Source organism: Nonomuraea sp. NPDC047897 (assembly GCF_043204415.1).
GTDB lineage: Bacteria > Actinomycetota > Actinomycetes > Streptosporangiales > Streptosporangiaceae > Nonomuraea.
In genome coordinates this window covers 302,706-320,449 of sequence record NZ_JBIDCC010000004.1, presented here as the reverse complement: position 1 = coordinate 320,449, position 17,744 = coordinate 302,706, and the positions used below count along the sequence as shown (strand labels likewise).

Annotated in this window: 19 protein-coding genes; 5 read left to right on the top strand and 14 right to left on the bottom strand. The window is 70.1% G+C overall.

Annotated elements, in window-relative coordinates; translation table 11 throughout:
* The first annotated feature begins 4 nt into the window (after nucleotides 1–4).
* The gene (locus ACGF0J_RS11500) at nucleotides 5–532 is read left to right on the top strand and encodes a DinB family protein (protein WP_393144533.1); all 528 of its coding nucleotides are present in this window, start codon (nucleotides 5–7) and stop codon (nucleotides 530–532) included.
* Nucleotides 533–761: 229 nt separating this feature from the next.
* On the opposite strand, the gene ACGF0J_RS11495 is transcribed toward ACGF0J_RS11500, so the two are convergent.
* From ACGF0J_RS11495 to ACGF0J_RS11485, 3 genes are all read right to left on the bottom strand, one after another.
* Nucleotides 762–2,390 (bottom strand): GMC oxidoreductase, encoded by a 1,629-nt coding sequence (locus tag ACGF0J_RS11495; RefSeq protein WP_393144531.1) that lies wholly within the window; start codon nucleotides 2,388–2,390, stop codon nucleotides 762–764.
* A 99-nt stretch (nucleotides 2,391–2,489) separates the two neighbouring features.
* Complete coding sequence (locus ACGF0J_RS11490) at nucleotides 2,490–3,002, bottom strand: carboxymuconolactone decarboxylase family protein (protein ID WP_393144529.1); 513 nt, start codon at nucleotides 3,000–3,002, stop codon at nucleotides 2,490–2,492.
* Nucleotides 2,999–4,078 (bottom strand): dihydrodipicolinate reductase, encoded by a 1,080-nt coding sequence (locus tag ACGF0J_RS11485; protein WP_393144527.1) that lies wholly within the window; start codon nucleotides 4,076–4,078, stop codon nucleotides 2,999–3,001. The genes ACGF0J_RS11490 and ACGF0J_RS11485 overlap by 4 nt, the downstream gene beginning before the upstream one ends.
* Before the next feature lie 81 nt (nucleotides 4,079–4,159).
* On the opposite strand from ACGF0J_RS11485, the gene ACGF0J_RS11480 reads away from it, so the two are divergent.
* Entirely contained in the window at nucleotides 4,160–4,702 is a 543-nt protein-coding gene (locus tag ACGF0J_RS11480; RefSeq protein ID WP_393144525.1) for a YceI family protein, read from the top strand.
* A gap of 185 nt (nucleotides 4,703–4,887) precedes the next feature.
* On the opposite strand, the gene ACGF0J_RS11475 is transcribed toward ACGF0J_RS11480, so the two are convergent.
* The 5 genes from ACGF0J_RS11475 to ACGF0J_RS11455 form a co-directional block, all read right to left on the bottom strand.
* Nucleotides 4,888–5,052 (bottom strand): hypothetical protein, encoded by a 165-nt coding sequence (locus ACGF0J_RS11475; protein ID WP_393144523.1) that lies wholly within the window; start codon nucleotides 5,050–5,052, stop codon nucleotides 4,888–4,890.
* Nucleotides 5,053–5,193: 141 nt separating this feature from the next.
* Entirely contained in the window at nucleotides 5,194–5,583 is a 390-nt protein-coding gene (locus ACGF0J_RS11470; protein ID WP_393144521.1) for a YbaB/EbfC family nucleoid-associated protein, read from the bottom strand.
* Nucleotides 5,576–5,977, bottom strand: a complete 402-nt coding sequence (locus tag ACGF0J_RS11465) for a YbaB/EbfC family nucleoid-associated protein (RefSeq protein ID WP_393144519.1) — start codon at nucleotides 5,975–5,977, stop codon at nucleotides 5,576–5,578. The genes ACGF0J_RS11470 and ACGF0J_RS11465 overlap by 8 nt, the downstream gene beginning before the upstream one ends.
* Complete coding sequence (locus ACGF0J_RS11460) at nucleotides 5,964–6,779, bottom strand: hypothetical protein (RefSeq protein ID WP_393144517.1); 816 nt, start codon at nucleotides 6,777–6,779, stop codon at nucleotides 5,964–5,966. Before ACGF0J_RS11460 ends, ACGF0J_RS11465 begins: the two co-directional genes overlap by 14 nt.
* A gap of 10 nt (nucleotides 6,780–6,789) precedes the next feature.
* The gene (locus tag ACGF0J_RS11455) at nucleotides 6,790–7,050 is read right to left on the bottom strand and encodes a hypothetical protein (RefSeq protein WP_393144515.1); all 261 of its coding nucleotides are present in this window, start codon (nucleotides 7,048–7,050) and stop codon (nucleotides 6,790–6,792) included.
* A 464-nt stretch (nucleotides 7,051–7,514) separates the two neighbouring features.
* On the opposite strand from ACGF0J_RS11455, the gene ACGF0J_RS11450 reads away from it, so the two are divergent.
* Nucleotides 7,515–10,652 carry a tetratricopeptide repeat protein gene (locus ACGF0J_RS11450; RefSeq protein ID WP_393144513.1) on the top strand — a complete coding sequence of 1,046 codons (3,138 nt, stop codon included), beginning with the start codon at nucleotides 7,515–7,517 and terminating at the stop codon, nucleotides 10,650–10,652.
* A gap of 12 nt (nucleotides 10,653–10,664) precedes the next feature.
* On the opposite strand, the gene ACGF0J_RS11445 is transcribed toward ACGF0J_RS11450, so the two are convergent.
* Entirely contained in the window at nucleotides 10,665–11,315 is a 651-nt protein-coding gene (locus ACGF0J_RS11445) for a class I SAM-dependent methyltransferase (protein WP_393144511.1), read from the bottom strand.
* Nucleotides 11,316–11,466: 151 nt separating this feature from the next.
* Between ACGF0J_RS11445 and ACGF0J_RS11440 the strand changes: the two genes are divergently transcribed.
* Nucleotides 11,467–12,102, top strand: a complete 636-nt coding sequence (locus ACGF0J_RS11440) for a TetR family transcriptional regulator (protein WP_393144509.1) — start codon at nucleotides 11,467–11,469, stop codon at nucleotides 12,100–12,102.
* A 90-nt stretch (nucleotides 12,103–12,192) separates the two neighbouring features.
* Here ACGF0J_RS11440 and ACGF0J_RS11435 read toward each other — a convergent pair whose 3' ends face one another.
* The 5 genes from ACGF0J_RS11435 to ACGF0J_RS11415 form a co-directional block, all read right to left on the bottom strand.
* Nucleotides 12,193–12,954 (bottom strand): 2-keto-4-pentenoate hydratase, encoded by a 762-nt coding sequence (locus ACGF0J_RS11435; RefSeq protein WP_393144507.1) that lies wholly within the window; start codon nucleotides 12,952–12,954, stop codon nucleotides 12,193–12,195.
* A 39-nt stretch (nucleotides 12,955–12,993) separates the two neighbouring features.
* Nucleotides 12,994–13,998 (bottom strand): 4-hydroxy-2-oxovalerate aldolase, encoded by a 1,005-nt coding sequence (dmpG, locus tag ACGF0J_RS11430; RefSeq protein WP_393144505.1) that lies wholly within the window; start codon nucleotides 13,996–13,998, stop codon nucleotides 12,994–12,996.
* Nucleotides 13,995–14,870: an acetaldehyde dehydrogenase (acetylating) gene (locus ACGF0J_RS11425; RefSeq protein WP_393144503.1), complete on the bottom strand. Its 876-nt coding sequence runs from the start codon at nucleotides 14,868–14,870 to the stop codon at nucleotides 13,995–13,997. Before ACGF0J_RS11425 ends, dmpG begins: the two co-directional genes overlap by 4 nt.
* A 76-nt stretch (nucleotides 14,871–14,946) precedes the next feature.
* Nucleotides 14,947–15,423, bottom strand: coding sequence for a RidA family protein (locus tag ACGF0J_RS11420; RefSeq protein WP_393144501.1), 477 nt, complete (start codon nucleotides 15,421–15,423; stop codon nucleotides 14,947–14,949).
* Nucleotides 15,424–15,452: 29 nt separating this feature from the next.
* Complete coding sequence (locus ACGF0J_RS11415) at nucleotides 15,453–16,175, bottom strand: aspartate/glutamate racemase family protein (protein ID WP_393144499.1); 723 nt, start codon at nucleotides 16,173–16,175, stop codon at nucleotides 15,453–15,455.
* 99 nt (nucleotides 16,176–16,274) lie between these two features.
* Here ACGF0J_RS11415 and ACGF0J_RS11410 point away from each other — a divergent pair, with 99 nt between their 5' ends.
* Complete coding sequence (locus ACGF0J_RS11410) at nucleotides 16,275–17,219, top strand: LysR family transcriptional regulator (RefSeq protein WP_393144497.1); 945 nt, start codon at nucleotides 16,275–16,277, stop codon at nucleotides 17,217–17,219.
* Nucleotides 17,220–17,744: the final 525 nt, after the last annotated feature.

Sequence of the window (17,744 nt, the reverse complement as noted above, 5' to 3'; positions counted from 1 at the left end):
TGACATGACGTGGACAGCACCCGACGTAGAGCGGGGACCTCGGACGGACATGGCCTGCGGCGAACGCGAGATGCTGGATAACTGGTTGAAGCTCCGCCGGGTGTTCCTGCTGCGCAAATGCGCCGGCCTCACCGCCGAGCAACTGAAAACCGCCTCCGTGGAGCCGTCCAACCTGACGCTGCTCGGCCTTCTGCGACACATGACTGAAGTCGAGCGCTGGTGGTTCCGGGAGAAGTTCCTGCACGAAGACTTGCCCGAGCTGCACATCACGGAGGAGTACGAAGACGGCGACTTCGACCTGGTGGCCGACGCCGACGCCGAAGCGGACTACGCCGCCTTCCTCGCGGAGACGGCTGCCTGCGACGCCGCGGTTGCGGATATCGACCTCGACGAGCTGGCCGACGACCCTGGGGCGCCGACCGGCAAGGTCAGCCTCCGCTGGATCTACATCCACCTCCTGGAGGAGTACGCGCAGCACACCGGGCACGCCGACCTGATCCGGGAGCGCATTGATGGGGCCACGGGAGCGTAACGGCCCTCCCGGCATCACCCGTATCCCTGTCCCGTCCTCAGCGACCAAATCCTTTGTCAGCAGGCTCTCAGACGATCCCCCGTGCCTACGCCGTCACCTGACGTAGGCACGGGGGCCGACCCGTCGGCCGCCTCGAAGGGTTGCCCACACGCTGTTCCGCCAAAGCTGATCATTTTCCGGCAGGTCCGGGCGCCTGCGACGGCCGCACACCGGGCGTCAAGGGCGAGTGTCACAGGTCCGTCGCGATGATCTGCTCGATGTTCCGCTCGGCGAGCGCGGTGATGGTGACGAACGGGTTCACGGTGGTGTTGCCCGGGATCAGCGCGCCGTCGATGACGTACAGGCCCGGGTAGCCGGCGAGACGGCCGTGGTTGTCGGTGGCCCTGCCGAGGACCGCGCCGCCGAGCGGGTGATAGGTGAGGTGGTCGCCCCAGACCTTGTACACGCCGAAGAGGTCGGTCCGGTAGATCGTCCCCTCCTTGGCGTTGATCTTGTCGAAGATGGTCCTGGCCATGTCGATGGACGGCTGCTTCCAGGCGGCCTGCCAGGTGAGCTCCACCCGGCCGGCCGCCGCGTTCCAGGTGAACTGGGCGCGGTGCGGATTCTTCGTGATCGACAGGTAGAACGAGGCGAACGTCTCGATCCCCGTGGGCAGCGGCGCGACCTCGGCGAACGCGCCACCGGCCGCCCAGTTGTCGATGCCGCAGCACGGGATGGCCGACTGGAGGCTGCCGGTCGGGTCCCACAGGTGGTTGGCGCGGCCGCACATGACGTTGCCGTTGTCGCCCCAGCCCTTGCCGACCTCGCTGTTCAGGTTCGGCAGCACGCCGGTGGCCTTCAGCCTGACCAGCAGCTTGCTGGTGCCGACGCTGCCCGCCGCGAAGAACACCCGGTCGGCGGTCACGGTCTTGGTCGCCGTGACGCCGCCGGTGTCGTCGAGCTGCTCGACGGTCACCGCGTACCCGCCGCCGGCCGGGGCGACCGAGGTGACCCGGTGCAGCGGCGAGACGGCGACCCGGCCGGTGGCCCGGGCGCGGGCCAGGTACGTCTGCTGCAGCGACTTCTTGCCGTGGTTGTTGCCGTAGAGGATCTCGCCGGCCAGCGCCGACCTTGGGACGGTCCCGGCCGCCTCCTGCTTCATGTAGTCCCAGTCGTACACGTCCGGCACGAAGACGAACGGGAAGCCCGACCGCTGGGCGTGCTTGCGGCCGACGCGGCCGTACTGGTAGCAGGCGGTCGTGTCGAACCAGGCCGGGTCGATGAGGCCGACGCCGAGGCCGACGTTGGCGCGCGGGTAGTAGACGTCGTACATCTCCGCGGCGTTCACCGTCGGCAGGATCGCGGCGAAGTTCTCACGCTTCGGGGTCACCGCCATGCCGCCGTTGACGAGCGAGCCGCCGCCGACGCCGCGCCCCTGGTAGACCGTGATGCCACCGAACTCCTCGGCGTCCAGGATGCCGGTGTAGCGGGGGATGTCACGGTCGATCGGGAAGCCGAGGAAGTAGTTGAGCGGCGCCTTGGTCCTGGTGCGCAGCCAGTACGACCGGTAGTCGGGTTCGCGGGTGTTGCAGAAGATCTTGCCGTCGGAGCCGGGAGTGTCCCAGGCCCTGCCCATCTCGATCATGTGCACGTTGACGCCCGCCTGGGCGAGGCGCAGGGCGGCGACGGACCCCCCGTACCCGGTGCCGATCACCAGGGCCGGCACGTGCGCCCCTGACGCGATCGACGCGGTACGGGCCTGGGCCGCGGGGGCGCGGCCGGCGAGGGCCGCGGCTCCGAGGAGGGAGCCGGTTCCGGCGATGAACCCACGGCGCGAGACTCCATGGGACCCGGCACGGACAGCGAAATTGTCACTCATGCGGCATTCCTCACGTGAGGAAGAGAACTGTCTGACGTTCGCTCGCGCCCTGGGTGAAGATGGTGTCCCGTCCGATCGCCTGCCGAGGCCGTCGCTAGGTCATGGCGAGCCCCCTCCCCCGCCGGCCGGCGTGGCGCCGCTGGGCAGCACGCACACCGTGTCGAGGCCCAGCACGTGGTTGAGCCGGCCGAACGCCAGCCAGGAGCCGATCGACATGCTCAGCTCGACGATCTCCACCTGGCTGTAGTGCGCGGTCATCCGGGCCCAGAACTCCTCGTCCAGCCCGTGGTGGTCGAGCGCGTACCGCTCGGCGTACTCGGCGGCCAGCCGGGTGCGCTCGTCGAAGGCGGCGGTGGTGCGCCACGCGCGCACCGCGTCGGCGAAGCCCTCCTCCACCTTCGTCCCGTCCCGTTCGGTACGCCAGTCGAGGCAGAACGCGCACCCGTTGATCTGCGCGATCCGCAGCCGCGCCGCCTCGAACTCGCGCAGCCCGAGGGTCGTGTGGGCGTACACCGCCAGCGAGAAGTTCGCGGCGGCGGCCCCGATGCCGGGGACCATCTCCCCCCACACGTACGCGATGGGGTCCTTGCCGCCTGGGATGTCGATCCTCACCGTCGCCTCCTTCCAAGCCGGCCGGTCGCGGGGCGGAGCGGGACGTCGAGCGCGTCGTACAGGCCCGGTTCGGCCGCCACCAGCCAGTCGATGGCGTTCACCAGTCGGCCGGCGGCGGTGGCGTTCCCGCCGGCGGAGCGGTTGCCGTCCTCGTCCGTCGCCTCGACCGTCACCTCGATCCGGGGCCGGCCCTCGACGATCACCCGGTGCGCCCCGTCCCCGCTGGGCGGTGCCGGCCAGTCCGGCGCGCACGAGGGGTGGATCCGGGTGACGTGTTCGATCACGATGAGCGGCTCACCGCCCACGACGCCCTGCACCTCGAACCGCACCGCCCCCTGGGTGCCCGCCGCGAACTCGCCCATCGCCGCGGTGCTCACACCGCGCTCCAGCGGGCGCCGGTCCACGCTCTCGCGGATCTCGTCCAGTTCGACGCCGAGGGCCCTGGCGATCAGCCGTACCTGTCCGCCCCACACCATGGCCGGGACCGTGGGCGCCAGCATCGGCGGCTCGTAGTCCATCGGTTGCCCCATGCCGACCAGGTAGCGGACCGAGTCCTCCTGGTCGTAGGTGGTGTAGTCGAAGATCTCCTGGCAGCGGACCGCGTCGATGGTGCCGCCGAGTCCGCTGACGAGTGCCGGCAGCACGTCGTTCCCCCAGCCGGGGTCCACGCCGGAGACGAACAGCGACCCGCCGCCCGCCGCCACGGCCTCCAGCACCTTCCGCCGAGTCTCGGGCGGGGCGTTGCGCTGGTCGTACAGCGCGTACAGCGACGGCGTGACGACCACGGCCCCCGCCCGGATCGCCCGGACGACGTCGGCGAGCGCGTCGTCGGGGCGGATGTCGCCGGACGCGGCGTAGACCACGGCGCGTGGGGCGGTGGCGAGCACGGCGTCCACCTCGTCGGTCGCCGCGACGCCCAGCTCGTGGTCGAGGCCGCCCAGCTCGCCCGCGTCCCGGCCGGCTTTAGCGGGGTCGTGGACCAGCACCCCGGTGAGTTTCAGCGCCGGATGGGCCGCCACGGCGCGGATGGCCGCTCGGCCCACGTTTCCGGTACCCCAGACGATCGTGGCCACCATGGCCGGAGCGTAGCAAGCGCTTGGTCGAGCGTATAGGCCCACTTTCGGACCGGCCACCCGGACGCGGGCTAGCCTGGAGGAGTGAGCACCTACGCGCTGGGACCCGAGTCCGGCCGGCTCCTCGTCAACACGACGCGCACCGGACTCGGCGCGAAAGCCGGCCACGACCTCACCATCGAGGTCACCCGATGGCACGGCGACGCCACCATCGACACCGCCGACCCGTCCCGCTCCCGGGTCACCGTCGAGATCGACGCCGCATCACTCGAAGTCCGGGAGGCGACCGGCGGCGTCAAACCCCTCACCGCCGCCGACCGCAGAGACATCGAGAAAGCCATCCGCGACAAGATCCTGCACACCGGGCGGCACCCCACGATCACCTTCCGGTCGACCCGAGTCGCCGGGACCGCGGAGTCGTTCCAGATCGAAGGCGACCTCACCATTGTCGGCGCCACCCGCCCCGTCACACTGCGCGGCTCGCTGGCCGAGGGCCGCGCCCACGGCTCGGCCACCGTCGTGCAGACCCGGTGGGGAATCCGCCCCTACTCGGCGTTGTTCGGCGCGCTCAAACTCAACGACGAAGTGGACGTCCACGTCGACCTCGGCCTCATGAATGACCGGTGACGTTCCCGGCCAAGCAGGCACGCCATTCCGCGGCTGAACCGGAAAAGGCGACGCCCGATTCTGTCGGTGCCGTGTCCTAGCGTTTCCACGCCGGCATCGAACCGGCGAGAGATGTCCTTTCCCTCGAATTCCGCGAGCCGACCGCCTGCGCGACTCGGCCTGATCGAGCGCGGGTCTCGACCGGACTACCGGCTGTGGCGCCTCAGCGCTCTGCGGATCAGCAGGAACGCCCCCAGGGCGATCAACATGATCCCCAACAGGACCAGGATCGCGCCGAGGGCGATCAGTACCGTCCCTAGAACGACGAGGATCGTCCCGAGGACGAGAAGAAAAATCGCGAGGACGGTCACGGCGGCCTCCTGTCACCCTCCCGCCCGACACCCTTCCCCCCTCCGGCGCGAACACTCCGCCCGGCACCTGGGAAGAACCGGCTTCTCAGCCCGCGGCGGACGACGGCCCGCGGTGCGGCCCGCACAGTCCCTCGTGAGTCGTCATCTGCTCCGCGGACGAGTCCTGACACCGTGGAAGAGCTGCTGCGCGTCCCCGCACAGGTCGCCCAGCCCGAGGCCGGCGCCCAGGTCACCCGTCAGCGCGGTCCTCGCCTCGGCGGCGGCGTGCTCAGCCGCGTGGATCGCCTCAAGCACCGCGTCGCCGAGCGTCACGCCGTCATGCCGCCGCATACTCAGCCGGCCGATGTCGACGGCGAGCAGATTTCCCGCGCCGTCCACGGTCGCCGTGATGCCGCCTTTGTCGGCCCGGCCGACGAACTCCCGCGTCATCAGCTGCTCGGCCGCTGCCGCGGCCTCGGCCTGCTTCGCCGACAACCGCTCCAGCCGCTCCAGTTGCTCGGTGATCCTCGCCAGCCGCTCCGGCTCATCCACGATCGGCCTCCCGCAGCATCGCGTCGAGGTAGCGCCCGAGCGGATTGTCGTCCGGGCCGGGTTGCGGCCGGCCGGCGTTCAGCCTGCCCAGGGAGTCGGCCACTCCCTCCGCGGCGGCCTCGCGGGCCGCTCTGACCGCGTCCAACACGGCCTGGCTCAACTCCGTGTGGTCGAGGTCGCGCATCGCCCGGGGGTCGATGCGCAGGTGGAGGAGCCGCGCCGAGCCCGACACCGTGGCCACCACCCGGCCGGCCCCGTCGGCACCGGTCACCCTGCGCCCCTCCGCCTCGCGCAGCTCGTCGGCGAACGCGTCGGTCAGACATCCGATCTCGCGGAACAGCGGCGCGAACCCCTCCTCCCCCTCGCCCGAGCCCGAAGCGTCAATGAGCGGCACGAGGCTCCCTGGTGACCGGCTTCCACAGGCCGGGGTCGCTGCCCGGCGGCTGCAGGTGCAACTTGTCGCCTCCCACGGCGAAGAGGCTGCGCAGCTCGAAGATCTTGTGGCCGAGGGCTTCCAGCTTGAGGTCGAGTGCTTTGATCTTGCCGATGAACTCCTGCATCAGGCTGGCGAGCAGGGAGAGGAACGCGATGCCAGCCACCCCCAGGGTGAGCTTCACCGCCGGGACCGCGCTGAACGGCAGGAGGGCGGTGAAGGCGGTGCCGGCCGACACCAGCAGTGTGACGAGCTTGACGTCGTAGTCGACGACGTCCCAGGCCAGGCTGGTGAGGGTGTTGCTCATCTCCGTGGCGACGCGGCCGAGCTCGTCGAACATGCCGATCAGCTCGAACCGGAGGTAACGCTGCACCGTCTCCGCCGCGTGCCCCACCCAATAGGGCGTGACCAGGCTGAAGAAGCTGATCCATACGTCCCAGGCACTGAGCTTGAGGCCGCTCAGCATCTCGTTCCACCTGCTCCGGGCGTCGAAGAACCTCCGCGGATCGGACACGTTCCCCAGGGCGGCGACGACCATCGTGGTGCCCGCGACGACCAGCCCGGAGGTGGCCAGTCCCGCATAGATCGGCCGGTTGTGGGCCTTGGCCAGGTTCAGCACTCGCCGGAAGAAGTCCGGATCGACCTTGACCTGGTTGAGCCTTGCCTGCTGAGCCGCGAGCCGCTCCATGCGGTTCTTGGCGGACCCGAGGGTGTGGCGGCTGCTGTGGTGCGGCCCGGACGAATGACGCGAGGAGTTCGGCATGGGCACCCTTTCACCGGTTGATCTGGTCGACGGCTGCTCCGGCGTCGTCCGCGGCGTCGCGATACTTGTTCGCCGCGCCGATGAGCTTGGGCGCGTCGTCAGTGAGCACGCGCTGGAGGGTTGTCGCGGCCGCGGTCCATTCCTCGACGTAGCCGTTGAGCCTGCCGAGGAAGGGGCTGATGATGCGAGGGGTGTCGAACCACCCCCAGTCGTCAACCACAGGCGTCTTGGCCGTGATCCGGTTCACGTTTTCCGCGGCCTCCAGCATCACGCCGGCGAATGCGACGATCTTGTCGGTCCGTGCTCCATAGCCGTCCTTCTCGTCCGGGGCGGGTGAAGCGGGCGGCGGGGCCGGAACATGGTCACCGGGACCCGGCTGAAGAGGACCCGGCGGACGGCCCAGTCTGTCCGTCGGCAGGCACGGACGGATGCGGCACGGCGGATCATGCGGGCAGGCCGACGGACTCCACGGACCGGGCGACGCGGAGTCGCCCGGTGAAGGCCGTCCCTCGGACGAGCCGGGGTATGTCGGGCTCGGGGCGTTGCCATCGGGCACTCGGTACGACCTTCCCTAACGGCTTCGATGCAGAGCCACCGATAACGGCCGAGTCCATAATCTAGTGGACGATCATCATCGGCGTCCACGGGCGTGCGCGAGCGGAGAACGCGAGCAGAGACCACGGTAGGGGGAGCCTTTCCGTTGCCTTGCAGTCGAGGTCGGCGGATACTGCGCCTGTGACGGCGACCGAACACCTGCTGCCACGCCCCCACCTCACCCGTTTCCTGGACCAGATCCTGCGGCACCGCCTCACCGTGGTGACGGCCGGACCGGGCGGCGGGAAGACGTCGGCCGTCCGCGCATGGGCGCGGGCGCGGCCGGATGTGCCGGTGACATGGGTTGCCCAGACCGACGACGCGACTCTGGTCGAAGAGGTCTGCCGGGGCTTGGCGGCGCCTGCGGCATGGACCCGATCGATGGGGCCCGCGGCGGACGACCCGGCCCGTACGGCTGCGCTCGCCGCCGAACTCGGTGCCGCGATACCACGCTCCACGGTTCTCGTGATCGACGAGGCGGAGCGGCTCACCCCGCATACGGCCGGCAGCCGCCTGCTCGAAGGGCTGTGCCGGCACGCGGGAGACAAGCTGCATCTGGTGCTGATCTCGCGTTCGGGGGCGCCCTTCCCGATTCAGCGGCTCTGCGGCCTGGGTCACGTGTTCCGGGTCTCGGCCGAACACCTGGCCTTCACGCCCGAGGAGACCGGATCGCTGGCCCGGCTCGTCCTGGAGGAGGACGCCGACGGGCCGGCGAGGGAGGTCCAGCAGCTCACCGCGGGCTGGCCGGTCGCCGTGCGGTTGGCACTGAGCCGGCTCCGCGGCCTGCCGGCCGAAGCCCGGTCGCGGCACCTCGCGGCGCCCACCGGGCCGCTCTTCGACTATCTGGTCGAAGAGGTGCTCAACGACGGTGATGCCCGAAGGGACGAGTTCCTCCGTACGGCCGCGGCCCTGCCCTGGTTCACCCCGGAGCTGTGCACGGCCATCGGCCTCGACGTCTCCCACCACGAGATCAACGCCCTGGCCGCCCAGCACGTCCTGATCACCGGGTGTGAGAACGGCTATGCCGTGACCACCCTGATCCGGGAATGCGTCGGAGGCGCCGACCGCGAGCGCGCGTCGCGGGCAGCCCGCTGGTACGAGGAACACGGGTTCATCAGGGAGGCCTTGGCCGTCTCCAGCGATCCCGTCCACCTCGTCGCACTGATCGAACGCTGGTGGGACACACTGCTGGCTGACGGCCGGTCCGTGGAGGTGGTGCGGGCCTGCCGCGCGGTTCCGGCGAAGCTGCGTACGCCCACCGTCGACCTGGCCGAAGGCCAGGCGCGGCAGGTTCAGGGCGACTGGGCGGGAGCGCTCGACTGTCTACGCCACGCCACGGCCACAGATCCCGCCGTGGCATGGCGGATCGGCATGATCCACTACCATCGCGGCGACTATCGGGCGGCGCTGGAGGCGTTCGAGCGCGGGGTGCTCGCCGAAGGCGTCTCCCCCCACGAGGCCATGCTGCTCGCCTGGACCGCCAGCGCCCGCTGGCTCGTCGGCGACCTCCCGGACGCGGTGCGGCTGGCAGAACGTGCTCTTTCCATCGCGACGGCCTGCGGTGATGAACGGTCGGCGGCGTGCGCGCACACCGCGCTGGCCATGGCCGCCCACGACGAGGGCGACCGAGCCGCGAGCGAACGACACAGCACGCTCGCGCTCGCCGCCGCGGAGAGCTCGGGTGATCTGCTGCTGGCCGTACGTGTCCTGGCCAACCGGGCTTCGCACCGTACCGAGGAGGCGCGCTACGCCGAGGCGCTGACCGACCTGGAGCTCGCGGTACGGCGGGCGGAGCTGGCAGGCGCGCCGGTCAACGCGGCGATCGCCCTGCACAACCGCGCGGAGGCACTCACCGGACTGGGCCGGCTGGACGAGGCCCTGGCCGACTTCGGAGAGGCGTGCGAGATCCTGGGCCGGGTGGGCAGCGACAAGCTCGGCCATCCCTTGGCCGGGCTCGGCAGGGTCTACCTGGAGCGCGGACACCTGTCGCGGGCCAGGACCAGCTACGAGAACGCGCTCAAGCACGCCGAACAGCTCCAGGACGTCCGGCTGGTCCAGTCCGCCCTGGCCGGGCTGGCTCGCATCCACGTCGCCGACGACCCCGAGCGGGCCGTCCGGCTCGCCGAACGCGCGGTGGCCGCTGGCAGCGGATCCAGCCAGGTCGGGGCGCTGCTGGCCGCCGGCTGGGTCTGGGCGGAAGCCGGCGATCGGGCCAAGGCGGCCACCTACGCGCGGTCCGCCCGGTCGGCCGCCGCGAACCGACGAGATCAGGCAGCCCTGGCCGAGGCGCTGGAACTGTCGGCCATCGCAGCCGCCGGTTCGCCCGAGGACCGCGAGGAGTTGCTCACGGCCGCAGGCGAGGTCTGGACGGAGATCGGCAGCCCCCTGGGCCTGGCCCGCAACCGCTTCGCCCGGGCGGCCTTCAGAAACCCCGAGCGTGACGGCGTCCGCGAGGCGGAGCGTGAGCTGCGCCGCGCGGGGATCCATGGTCCACCCGACTCCGGCGCGGGGCTCCTGCGGGCGGTCGCGCTCCTGGACCCCGGCGCGGTGCGCTTCTGCGTGCTCGGCGAGGTACGGCTGAGCCGCTACGGACGTTCCGTCCCCGCAGCCGAGTGGCCCTCACGCAAGGCTCGGGACCTGTTGACGTGGCTGGTCTGCCAGCGGGGGCGGCCCGTTGCCCGGGAGGCGGCGATGGAGGCCCTCTGGCCGGGCGAAGACCCCGCCCGATGCGCCAACCGGCTCTCGGTCGCCCTGTCGACCGTCCGCTCCGTCCTCGATCCGCAGCGGAAGTTCGGCGCCGGAGAGTTCGTTCGGGGGGATAAGTACACCATCCGGCTTGCCTGCCTTCGCGTGGACGTCGAGGAGTTCCTCGCTGCCGCCACCGAGGCGCTCGCCGCGCAGGACGAGGATCTCCTTGCCTTCGCCGAGGCGCGGTACACCGGCGACGTCTGCGCGGACTCCCCCTACTCGGCATGGCTGGAGCCGTTGCGGGAGGAGGCGCGGGCCGTCCACCAGGCGCTGCTGCGGTCACTGGCGTCCCGTGCACAGCAGGTGTCAGACCACGACAGGGCGGTCCGCCATCTCCTGCGGCTGCTCGAAGGCGACGCCTATGACGAGGAGGCGCACCTGGACCTGGTCCGGACCCTGTCCATGGCTCGCCGTCACGGGGAAGCCCGCAGACGGTACCGCGTGTACGTCGAGGCGATGGGCGAGCTGGGTGTCGAACCGGCCCCCCTGCCCGTGGTCGACAGCCGGTCGACCATGTCGGCTCGCGTCTAGGCCGGCTCGCGTCTAGGCCGTGGCGCCGGCCAGCAGGAACACCCTCGGGAATCCACGCCTCAGATCCTGATCGCCGGGAAACACCAGCCGGGCGGTCTCGACGACGCCCCGCTCCCGGAGCATGCCGGAGATCATGTCCGTCGACCATCGGTAGGCCGGCGCGACGGCGTGGTCGTACGCCTCGGCCGGCTGCGCCGGATCGTCAGTCGCCGAGAAGGAGAGCAGCACGTGCCCGCCGGGCGCGAGCACGCGAGCGAACTCGTCGAACACCTCGGGCACCCGCTCGGGCGGGGTGTGGATGATCGAGTGGTGGCTGAAGACGCCACCGACACCGTCGTCCTCCACGTCCAGCGCGAACATGGAGCCGACCTCGAACCGGATGCCGGGATGCTCCTGACGGGCCTGTTCGATCATCCCCGGCGCCAGGTCGATCCCGAACACGGGGAGTCCCCGTGCGTGGAGGTAGGCCGTGTAGTGTCCCGGCCCACACCCGAGATCAGCGATGGGGCCGGCGCCCGTCGCCTCCACCAGGTCGGCGAAGGTGTCGATGAGGGCCCGGTCCAGCGGCTGGTCCACCAGGTACTCGCGGAAGAGCTCGCTGTACTCGGCCGCCCTGGCGTCGTAGGCGCTGCGCGTCGCTTCGAGGAAACCGGCTTCGGTCATGGTCGATCAACGTACCCGACTCCTGGCCCCACCCATCATCGACGCTTTCGCGACTCCCACCATAATGAAACTCAGCCTCACAATATAGTTTGATTCTTTTGAGTCTCTGTCTCTCATGCGACCAAGGTGCGTCCGATGTAGGGTGGTGGTCATGGCAGCCCCGACCCCGACCGGCGACGGCTCACTGCCGCTGCGCGAGCGCAAGAAGCTGCGCACCCGCCGGGCCCTGGCCGACGTCGCGCTGCGCATGTTCACCGAAAAGGGCTTCGACGCGACCACGGTGGACGAGCTGGTCGACGCGGTGGAGGTCTCGAAGAGCACCTTCTTCCGCACCTTCGCCACCAAGGAGGCGGTGGCGATCGAGGCCGAGGTCGAGCTGTGGTCGGCCTACGTGGCCGCGCTGGAGGCGCACACGCTGTCCGGCCTCGTCCTGGTCGAGCTGCGAGACACCCTGTGCCGCGTCGTCACCGAACTCGGACCCGAGTGGGGGGAGCGCTACGTCGCCACCCGCCGCCTGGTGCTGACCGCGCCGTCTCTGCTGGCCTACACGGCACACCACCGCGCCGGGGTCGTGCAGCGGATCAACGAGCAGTTGACCGCCGAACTCGGGCTGCCGTCCGACGACCTCAGGCTCCAGGCCCTGGCGGAGCTCGCCATCACCGGCTGGAGCATCGCCGCCCGTGCCTGGGTCCACACCGGTGGTGGCAGCCTCCAGCTCCTGCTCACCCGCGTCGAACGCGCCTTCGAGGCCATCACCGCCGGCCTGGACCTGTCAGCCGACGCATGACGGCCGTATCGGCGCCGCGCGACCCCGACCACCCGGCGGCCCGGCGGGGGTCACGATCGAAGTGGACCGGCAGCCGTAGCGAGCCGCCCGTCAGGACAGGTCTTCCTCGGCCAGCACCGCCGTCACCCGGCCGATCCCGGGAAAGTCCGCCATGATGCTGTCGCCCGGCGCGACCGCGATGGCCCTGGTGACGGAGCCGGACAGCACGACCTGACCTGGCTCCAGCGACACCCCCAGCGCACCGATGGCGTTCGCCAGCCAGGCCAGAGCGTTGAACGGTGTCCCGAGAACCGCGGCTCCCGTGCCGGTTTCGGTGACCTTTCCGTTCCTGAGCAGCGCGCAGTTCGCGGATCGCAGGTCGACGTCGGCTGGATCGATCGGCGTGCTTCCGAGGATCGCCGCCCCGGACGACGCGTTGTCAGCGATCGTGTCGACGATCGAGATGTTCCAGTCCTGAATCCGCGAGTCGACGATTTCAAGGGCCGGCAGCAGGTATCGCACCGACCTGCGGGCGTCGTCGACCGTCGCGCCGGGTCCCCGGAGAGGGGCGCCCAGGATGAAGGCGATCTCCGGCTCTATCCGGGGCTGGATGAGCCCGCGGGTGGAGATCGGTCGGTGCTCGGGGCGGAACATGCTTGCGGTCAGATGGCCGTAGTCCGGCTCGTGAACACCCATCTGCCGCTGGATCGCGGCTGACACCAGGCCGATCTTGTGGCCGCGTACCTGGTCTCCGGCCTCGGTCCAGAACCGCACCTGCTCCTGCTGGATCCGGTAGGCGTCGGGGATCGTCGCGCCGGGGTAGGTGGTGCTCAGGGGAGGAATCGGCGTTCCCGACCGGTAGGCGTCGAGCAACGCGGCCGCCGCCTCTCGAACCTCGGAATGCCTCATCACTCACACACTTCGCACTCGGCTCGTAAGCTCCGCCGCCACTTCGATGATCATGTCCTCCTGGCCGCCGATGACGTCGCGTCGGCCCAGTTCCACGAGGAGCTCGCGCACCGGGATGCCGTACCTGTCGGCGGCGCGCTTCGCCGGGTGGAAGAAGGTGGAGTAGAGACCGGCGTAACCGAGCAGGAGCGCGGTCTCGTCGACGACCTGCGGTTCGGTCATCAACGGCGCGATGAGGTGTTCGGCGACCTCGATCAGTGCGAAGAGGTCGACTCCCGGGTGGTGACCGGCACGTTCCAGCGCCGCCGCCAGAGCCTCCGTCTGGGCGTTGCCGGCGCTGGCCCCCAGACCTCGGAGCGAACCGTCGATGTAGGTCGCGCCGTTCTCGACCGCGGCGAGCGCGTTGCCGACAGCCACGCCCAGGTTGTTGTGGGCGTGGAACCCGATGTCGGCGTGGACCGCGTCCCGCAGCGCGGCGACACGGGCTGCGGCGGAACCGGGGACGAGCGCCCCGGCGGAGTCGACCACGTAGATCACCTGCGCGCCGTAGGAGTCCAGTTTGGCTGCCTGCTCGGCAAGTGCGGCGGGTTCGAGCTTGTGGCTCATCATCAGGAAGCTCATCACGCGCATGCCGTGGTCACGGGCGTGGCGGATGGGCTGCTCGGCGCAGTCGGCCTCGGTGCAGTGCGTGGCGACCCGCACCGTGGTGGCACCCGCGTCGCGGACGGCGTCGAGGGCTGCGAGCGTCGAGATCCCCGGCACGTACAACACGGCGATGTCAGCTCTGTCCACCGCGGCGACGGCGGCCTGTACGTACTCGACGTCCGTCGCGGCGGCGAACCCGTACTGGACCGAGGAGGCACCGATGCCGATGCCATGGGCGACCTCGATGACCCGGACACCCGCCCGGTCGAGGCCGCTGGCCACCGCGCCCACCTGTGCCGGTGTGAACTTGTGCGAGACGCTGCTCATGCCGTCGCGCAGGCTCGTGTCGACCAGAGTGATCACCGGGCGGCTCCATGGGTCTTCTCCGCGATCCGTTCGGCGACGGCGACCGCGGCGGCGGTGATGATGTCGAGATTGCCCGCGTACGCGGGCAGGAAATCGCCGGCGCCCTGCACCCGCACCATGACGGTGACCAGGTCGCCGTCGACCTCCATGAATCGCAGTTGGTAACCGGGTACGTAGCGCTGGACTTCGGCGACCATGTCTCGCACGGCGTGCTCGATCCGGTCAGCGTCTCTCCGGCGAACCCTCGCGTACACGGTGTCGCGCATGGCCATGGGCGGCTCGGCCGGATTGATCAGTGAGAAGGCCTTGGCCTCGTCTACTCGGGCGACGGCTCTCAGGGCCTGTGCGGTCTTCTCGCTGAACTCGCTGAGATTCCAGCGGGTGCCCGGACCGGCGCCGGCGCTCGCGATGGTGGCGACGATCTCGCCATACGAGACGTCGGCGACCTGGTCGATCGCGTACAGGAGGGGGATGGTGGCTTGTCCCGCGCAGCTGACCATGTTGAGGTTGGGCGCCTGCAGATGATCGTCGAGGTTGACAGCGGGTACGACCCAGGGGCCGACCGACGCGGGTGTCAGATCGATCGCGGTGATCCCCGCGGCTGCGTAGCGTGGCGCGGCCGCGGCGTGCACCTTCGCCGAGGTCGCCTCGAACACCAGCGGGGGTCGGTCCGATCGGCTGAGCAGCCAGTCGACGCCCTCCGCGGAAACCTCGACGCCGAGGTCCTTCGCCCGCCTCAGACCTTCGCTGTCGGGGTCGATGCCGACCATGAAACGCGGATCGACGAGTTCGGATCGGCGCAACTTGTAGAGCAGATCCGTTCCGATGTTGCCTGAACCGACGATCGCCGCCGGGACTTTCACGGGCATGGGGGCGCGCTCCTTGTGACTGAGAATGTTGCCGTCCCCGCAGACCGACGGCGGGGGATCCAGGGGATTCGCGGGCTCAGCCGCTGACCGGCCGGCGAATCTCGACCAGAAGTTCCAGTTCGACGGGTGAGTTCAGCGGCAGCGCCGACACCCCGACCGCCGAGCGCGCATGCCGTCCAGCTTCGCCGAAGATTTCGCAGAGCAGGGCCGATGCCCCGTCGCCGACCTGGGGGAGGCTGGTGAAGTCGGCTGTCGACGCGACGAACACCAACGCCTTGACCACGCGAGCCACCGCCGCCAGATCGCCGATCTCCGCCTTCAGCGCCGCCAGGGCGTTCAGCGCGCACTGGCGCGCGCAGTCGTACGCGAGTTCCACGCCGACCGTGTCACCGAGCCGGCCGGCCGCGATCAGCCGCCCCTCCCGCAGTGGCACCTGGCCCGAGACGTGGACGTGGTCACCGCTGCGTACGGCGGGCACGTAGGTCGCGACCGGGGGGACGACCTCCGGCAACGTCAGCCCGAGCTCCTTGAGGCGCCGTTCGGGATGGGGCATCGTCCGCTCCGTTCGGCGAGGTCCCGGGCTCATCGGGGGCCGCCGCGCCAATCAGGCATCGCCCGCTCGCCGACGGCGACGTCGTAGGCCGCGCGGGCCAGCAGCCGGGTCGAGTCCAACGTCGGCAGGCAGGAGACCTCAGGTGTGATCAGCAACGGGATCTCGGTGCAGACGAGCGCGACCGCGTCACAGCCCCGGTCGGCCAGCCGTTCGATGACGCGGAGATACTCCTGGCGTGAGGAAGCGCTGATCACTCCGTTCACCAGTTCCTTGAAGATGACCTCGTTGACGAGGTCGCGGTCGTCGGCGTCCGGCAGTTCCGCGGCGATCCCACGGGCGGCAAGCGCCCGCGGGTACAGCGGGCCGTCCATCGTGTACCTGGTGCCCAGCACGCCGACCCGGGTGTGTCCCTCGGCCGCGGCCTGGTCCGCGACGACCTCGGCGATGTGGAGACCCGGCAGCGGGAGGTCCGGCCCCGGCGCCTCAAGAGCCATATGGGCGGTGTTGTCCGGGCAGACGAAGAAGTCGGCGCCGGCCCGGGCCAGCCGCTGCGTGCTGGTGGCCAGAGTGGCCCGGACGGTCGCGTGATCTCCACTCTCCCAGGCGGGCATGCTGTATCCGAAGGCGATGTAGTCCAGGGTGACGTCGGGATGCTCGTTGCGACCGGTCCGTCGGAATCCCTCCTCGCAGAAGGTGAGGAAGCACAGGGCAGCCCCTCCCGTGCTGTGAGCGAGAACTCCAAGGTGTTTCACGACAACTCCGGCATTTCAGAAAAAGCAGGGCGCCTTCATTGTTGCCAAAGTATCCCCGCCTGCCTACTTCGAGGCATCGATGGATATAGCATCCATGCCGTGGAGGCATGGCTGGAGCTGCGGTTGCTGGGGTACATAGTCGCGATCGCCGAAGAGGGATCCATCAGCGGAGCCGCGCGCCGCCTACGGCTGACCCAGCCCACCCTGAGCCGGCAGCTCCGTGAACTGGAACGCCGCTTGGGGTCCGAGCTGTTCGCCCGCGCCGGCAGCGGCCTCGTACCCACCGCAGCCGGCGAGGCGCTGCTCCGACGGGCCGTCCACATGCTGGCCGATGCCGAAGCCGCTCTGAACGACGTACGGCTGGCCGCCGAGGGCAAGACCGGTCGCGTGACGGTCGGGTTCGCCGGGTCGGCCATCAACGGCGCGCTGGGAGACGCCCTCGGCCGACTGCGAGCAGAGCTCCCCGACGTCCACCTCTCCTTGGTGGAGCTGTTCGACGACGCCGAGATGTCGGCCGGCATCATGGACGGAAGCCTCGATGTGGCAGTGCAGCGGCTGCCGGTCCGCGACGCCCGTCTCGCCACCCGAGTCTGGGCGCGCGAACCGTTGACCCTCTTCCTGCCGGCCAGGCACCCCCTCTCCACGACCCGCGAGCCGGCACCGGTCTCCGTACTCGGCGAGATCCCCCTGGTGCTGTGGCCACGCGAATCCGCGCCCCATGCGCACGACGAGATCACCTCGTTGTGCCATCACGCCGGGATCGTGCCGCGCGTCGCCGCACGGGGCCGGACCGTCCAGACGATCCTCGCACTGGTCAGCGCCGGTTTCGGCGCGACCGTGATGGCCGACTCCTATCGAGTGCTGCACCGGGAGGGCGTGGCATCTCGACGGCTTGCGGGTACCTCCACCGCCTTGCACCTGGTCTGGCGCGCCGGGGACACGGACCCGCTCCTCACCCGTTTCATGACCGCCCTGAACACCGCGAAGCCCCGGCCTCGCATTGAGAGAACCGGGACTCACGCACCGGACGACGAGCGTTCATGACCTCTTCGTCCCTCCACCTCGCGGCCTGCACCGGGGCCGTCGCAGCGTAAGACGCGTCGCTGTCAGTGTTTCCTTGGGTAGCTTGGCGGCCAGCCGCCAGGCACCGTTGTGCGAGCTCCTGTTCACCCAGGCCGGGATTAGGCTCACGTGATTCCATCCCTGCGGGTTCAGGACCTCCAGCGCAACGAACCCCTTACGCCAGGCGTGGTCATCGGCCGAACCCTGCCAGCGCTCCGCCACCTCCCGGGCACGCGTCTCGAACCCATCCCGCGACGCGCCATACGACCCGCCGGGCGAGGCCACATGGTCCCCGCCGCAGGAGGACAGGAGAAGCACCAAAGACAGGCAGGCGATCATTCTTCGTATGAGGCCTCCTCCGTCCTATGATCAGCCAACGTCCGACGCCTCCGCCCGGCTTTCCGGGTTCTCGCGATCTCCCCTGGGGACGTACTCGACACAGCCTGCTCATCGGATGGTGGACGGCGGCCGAGGTGAGCGCCACGGGTCGGGACGTTGCTGTCAGCG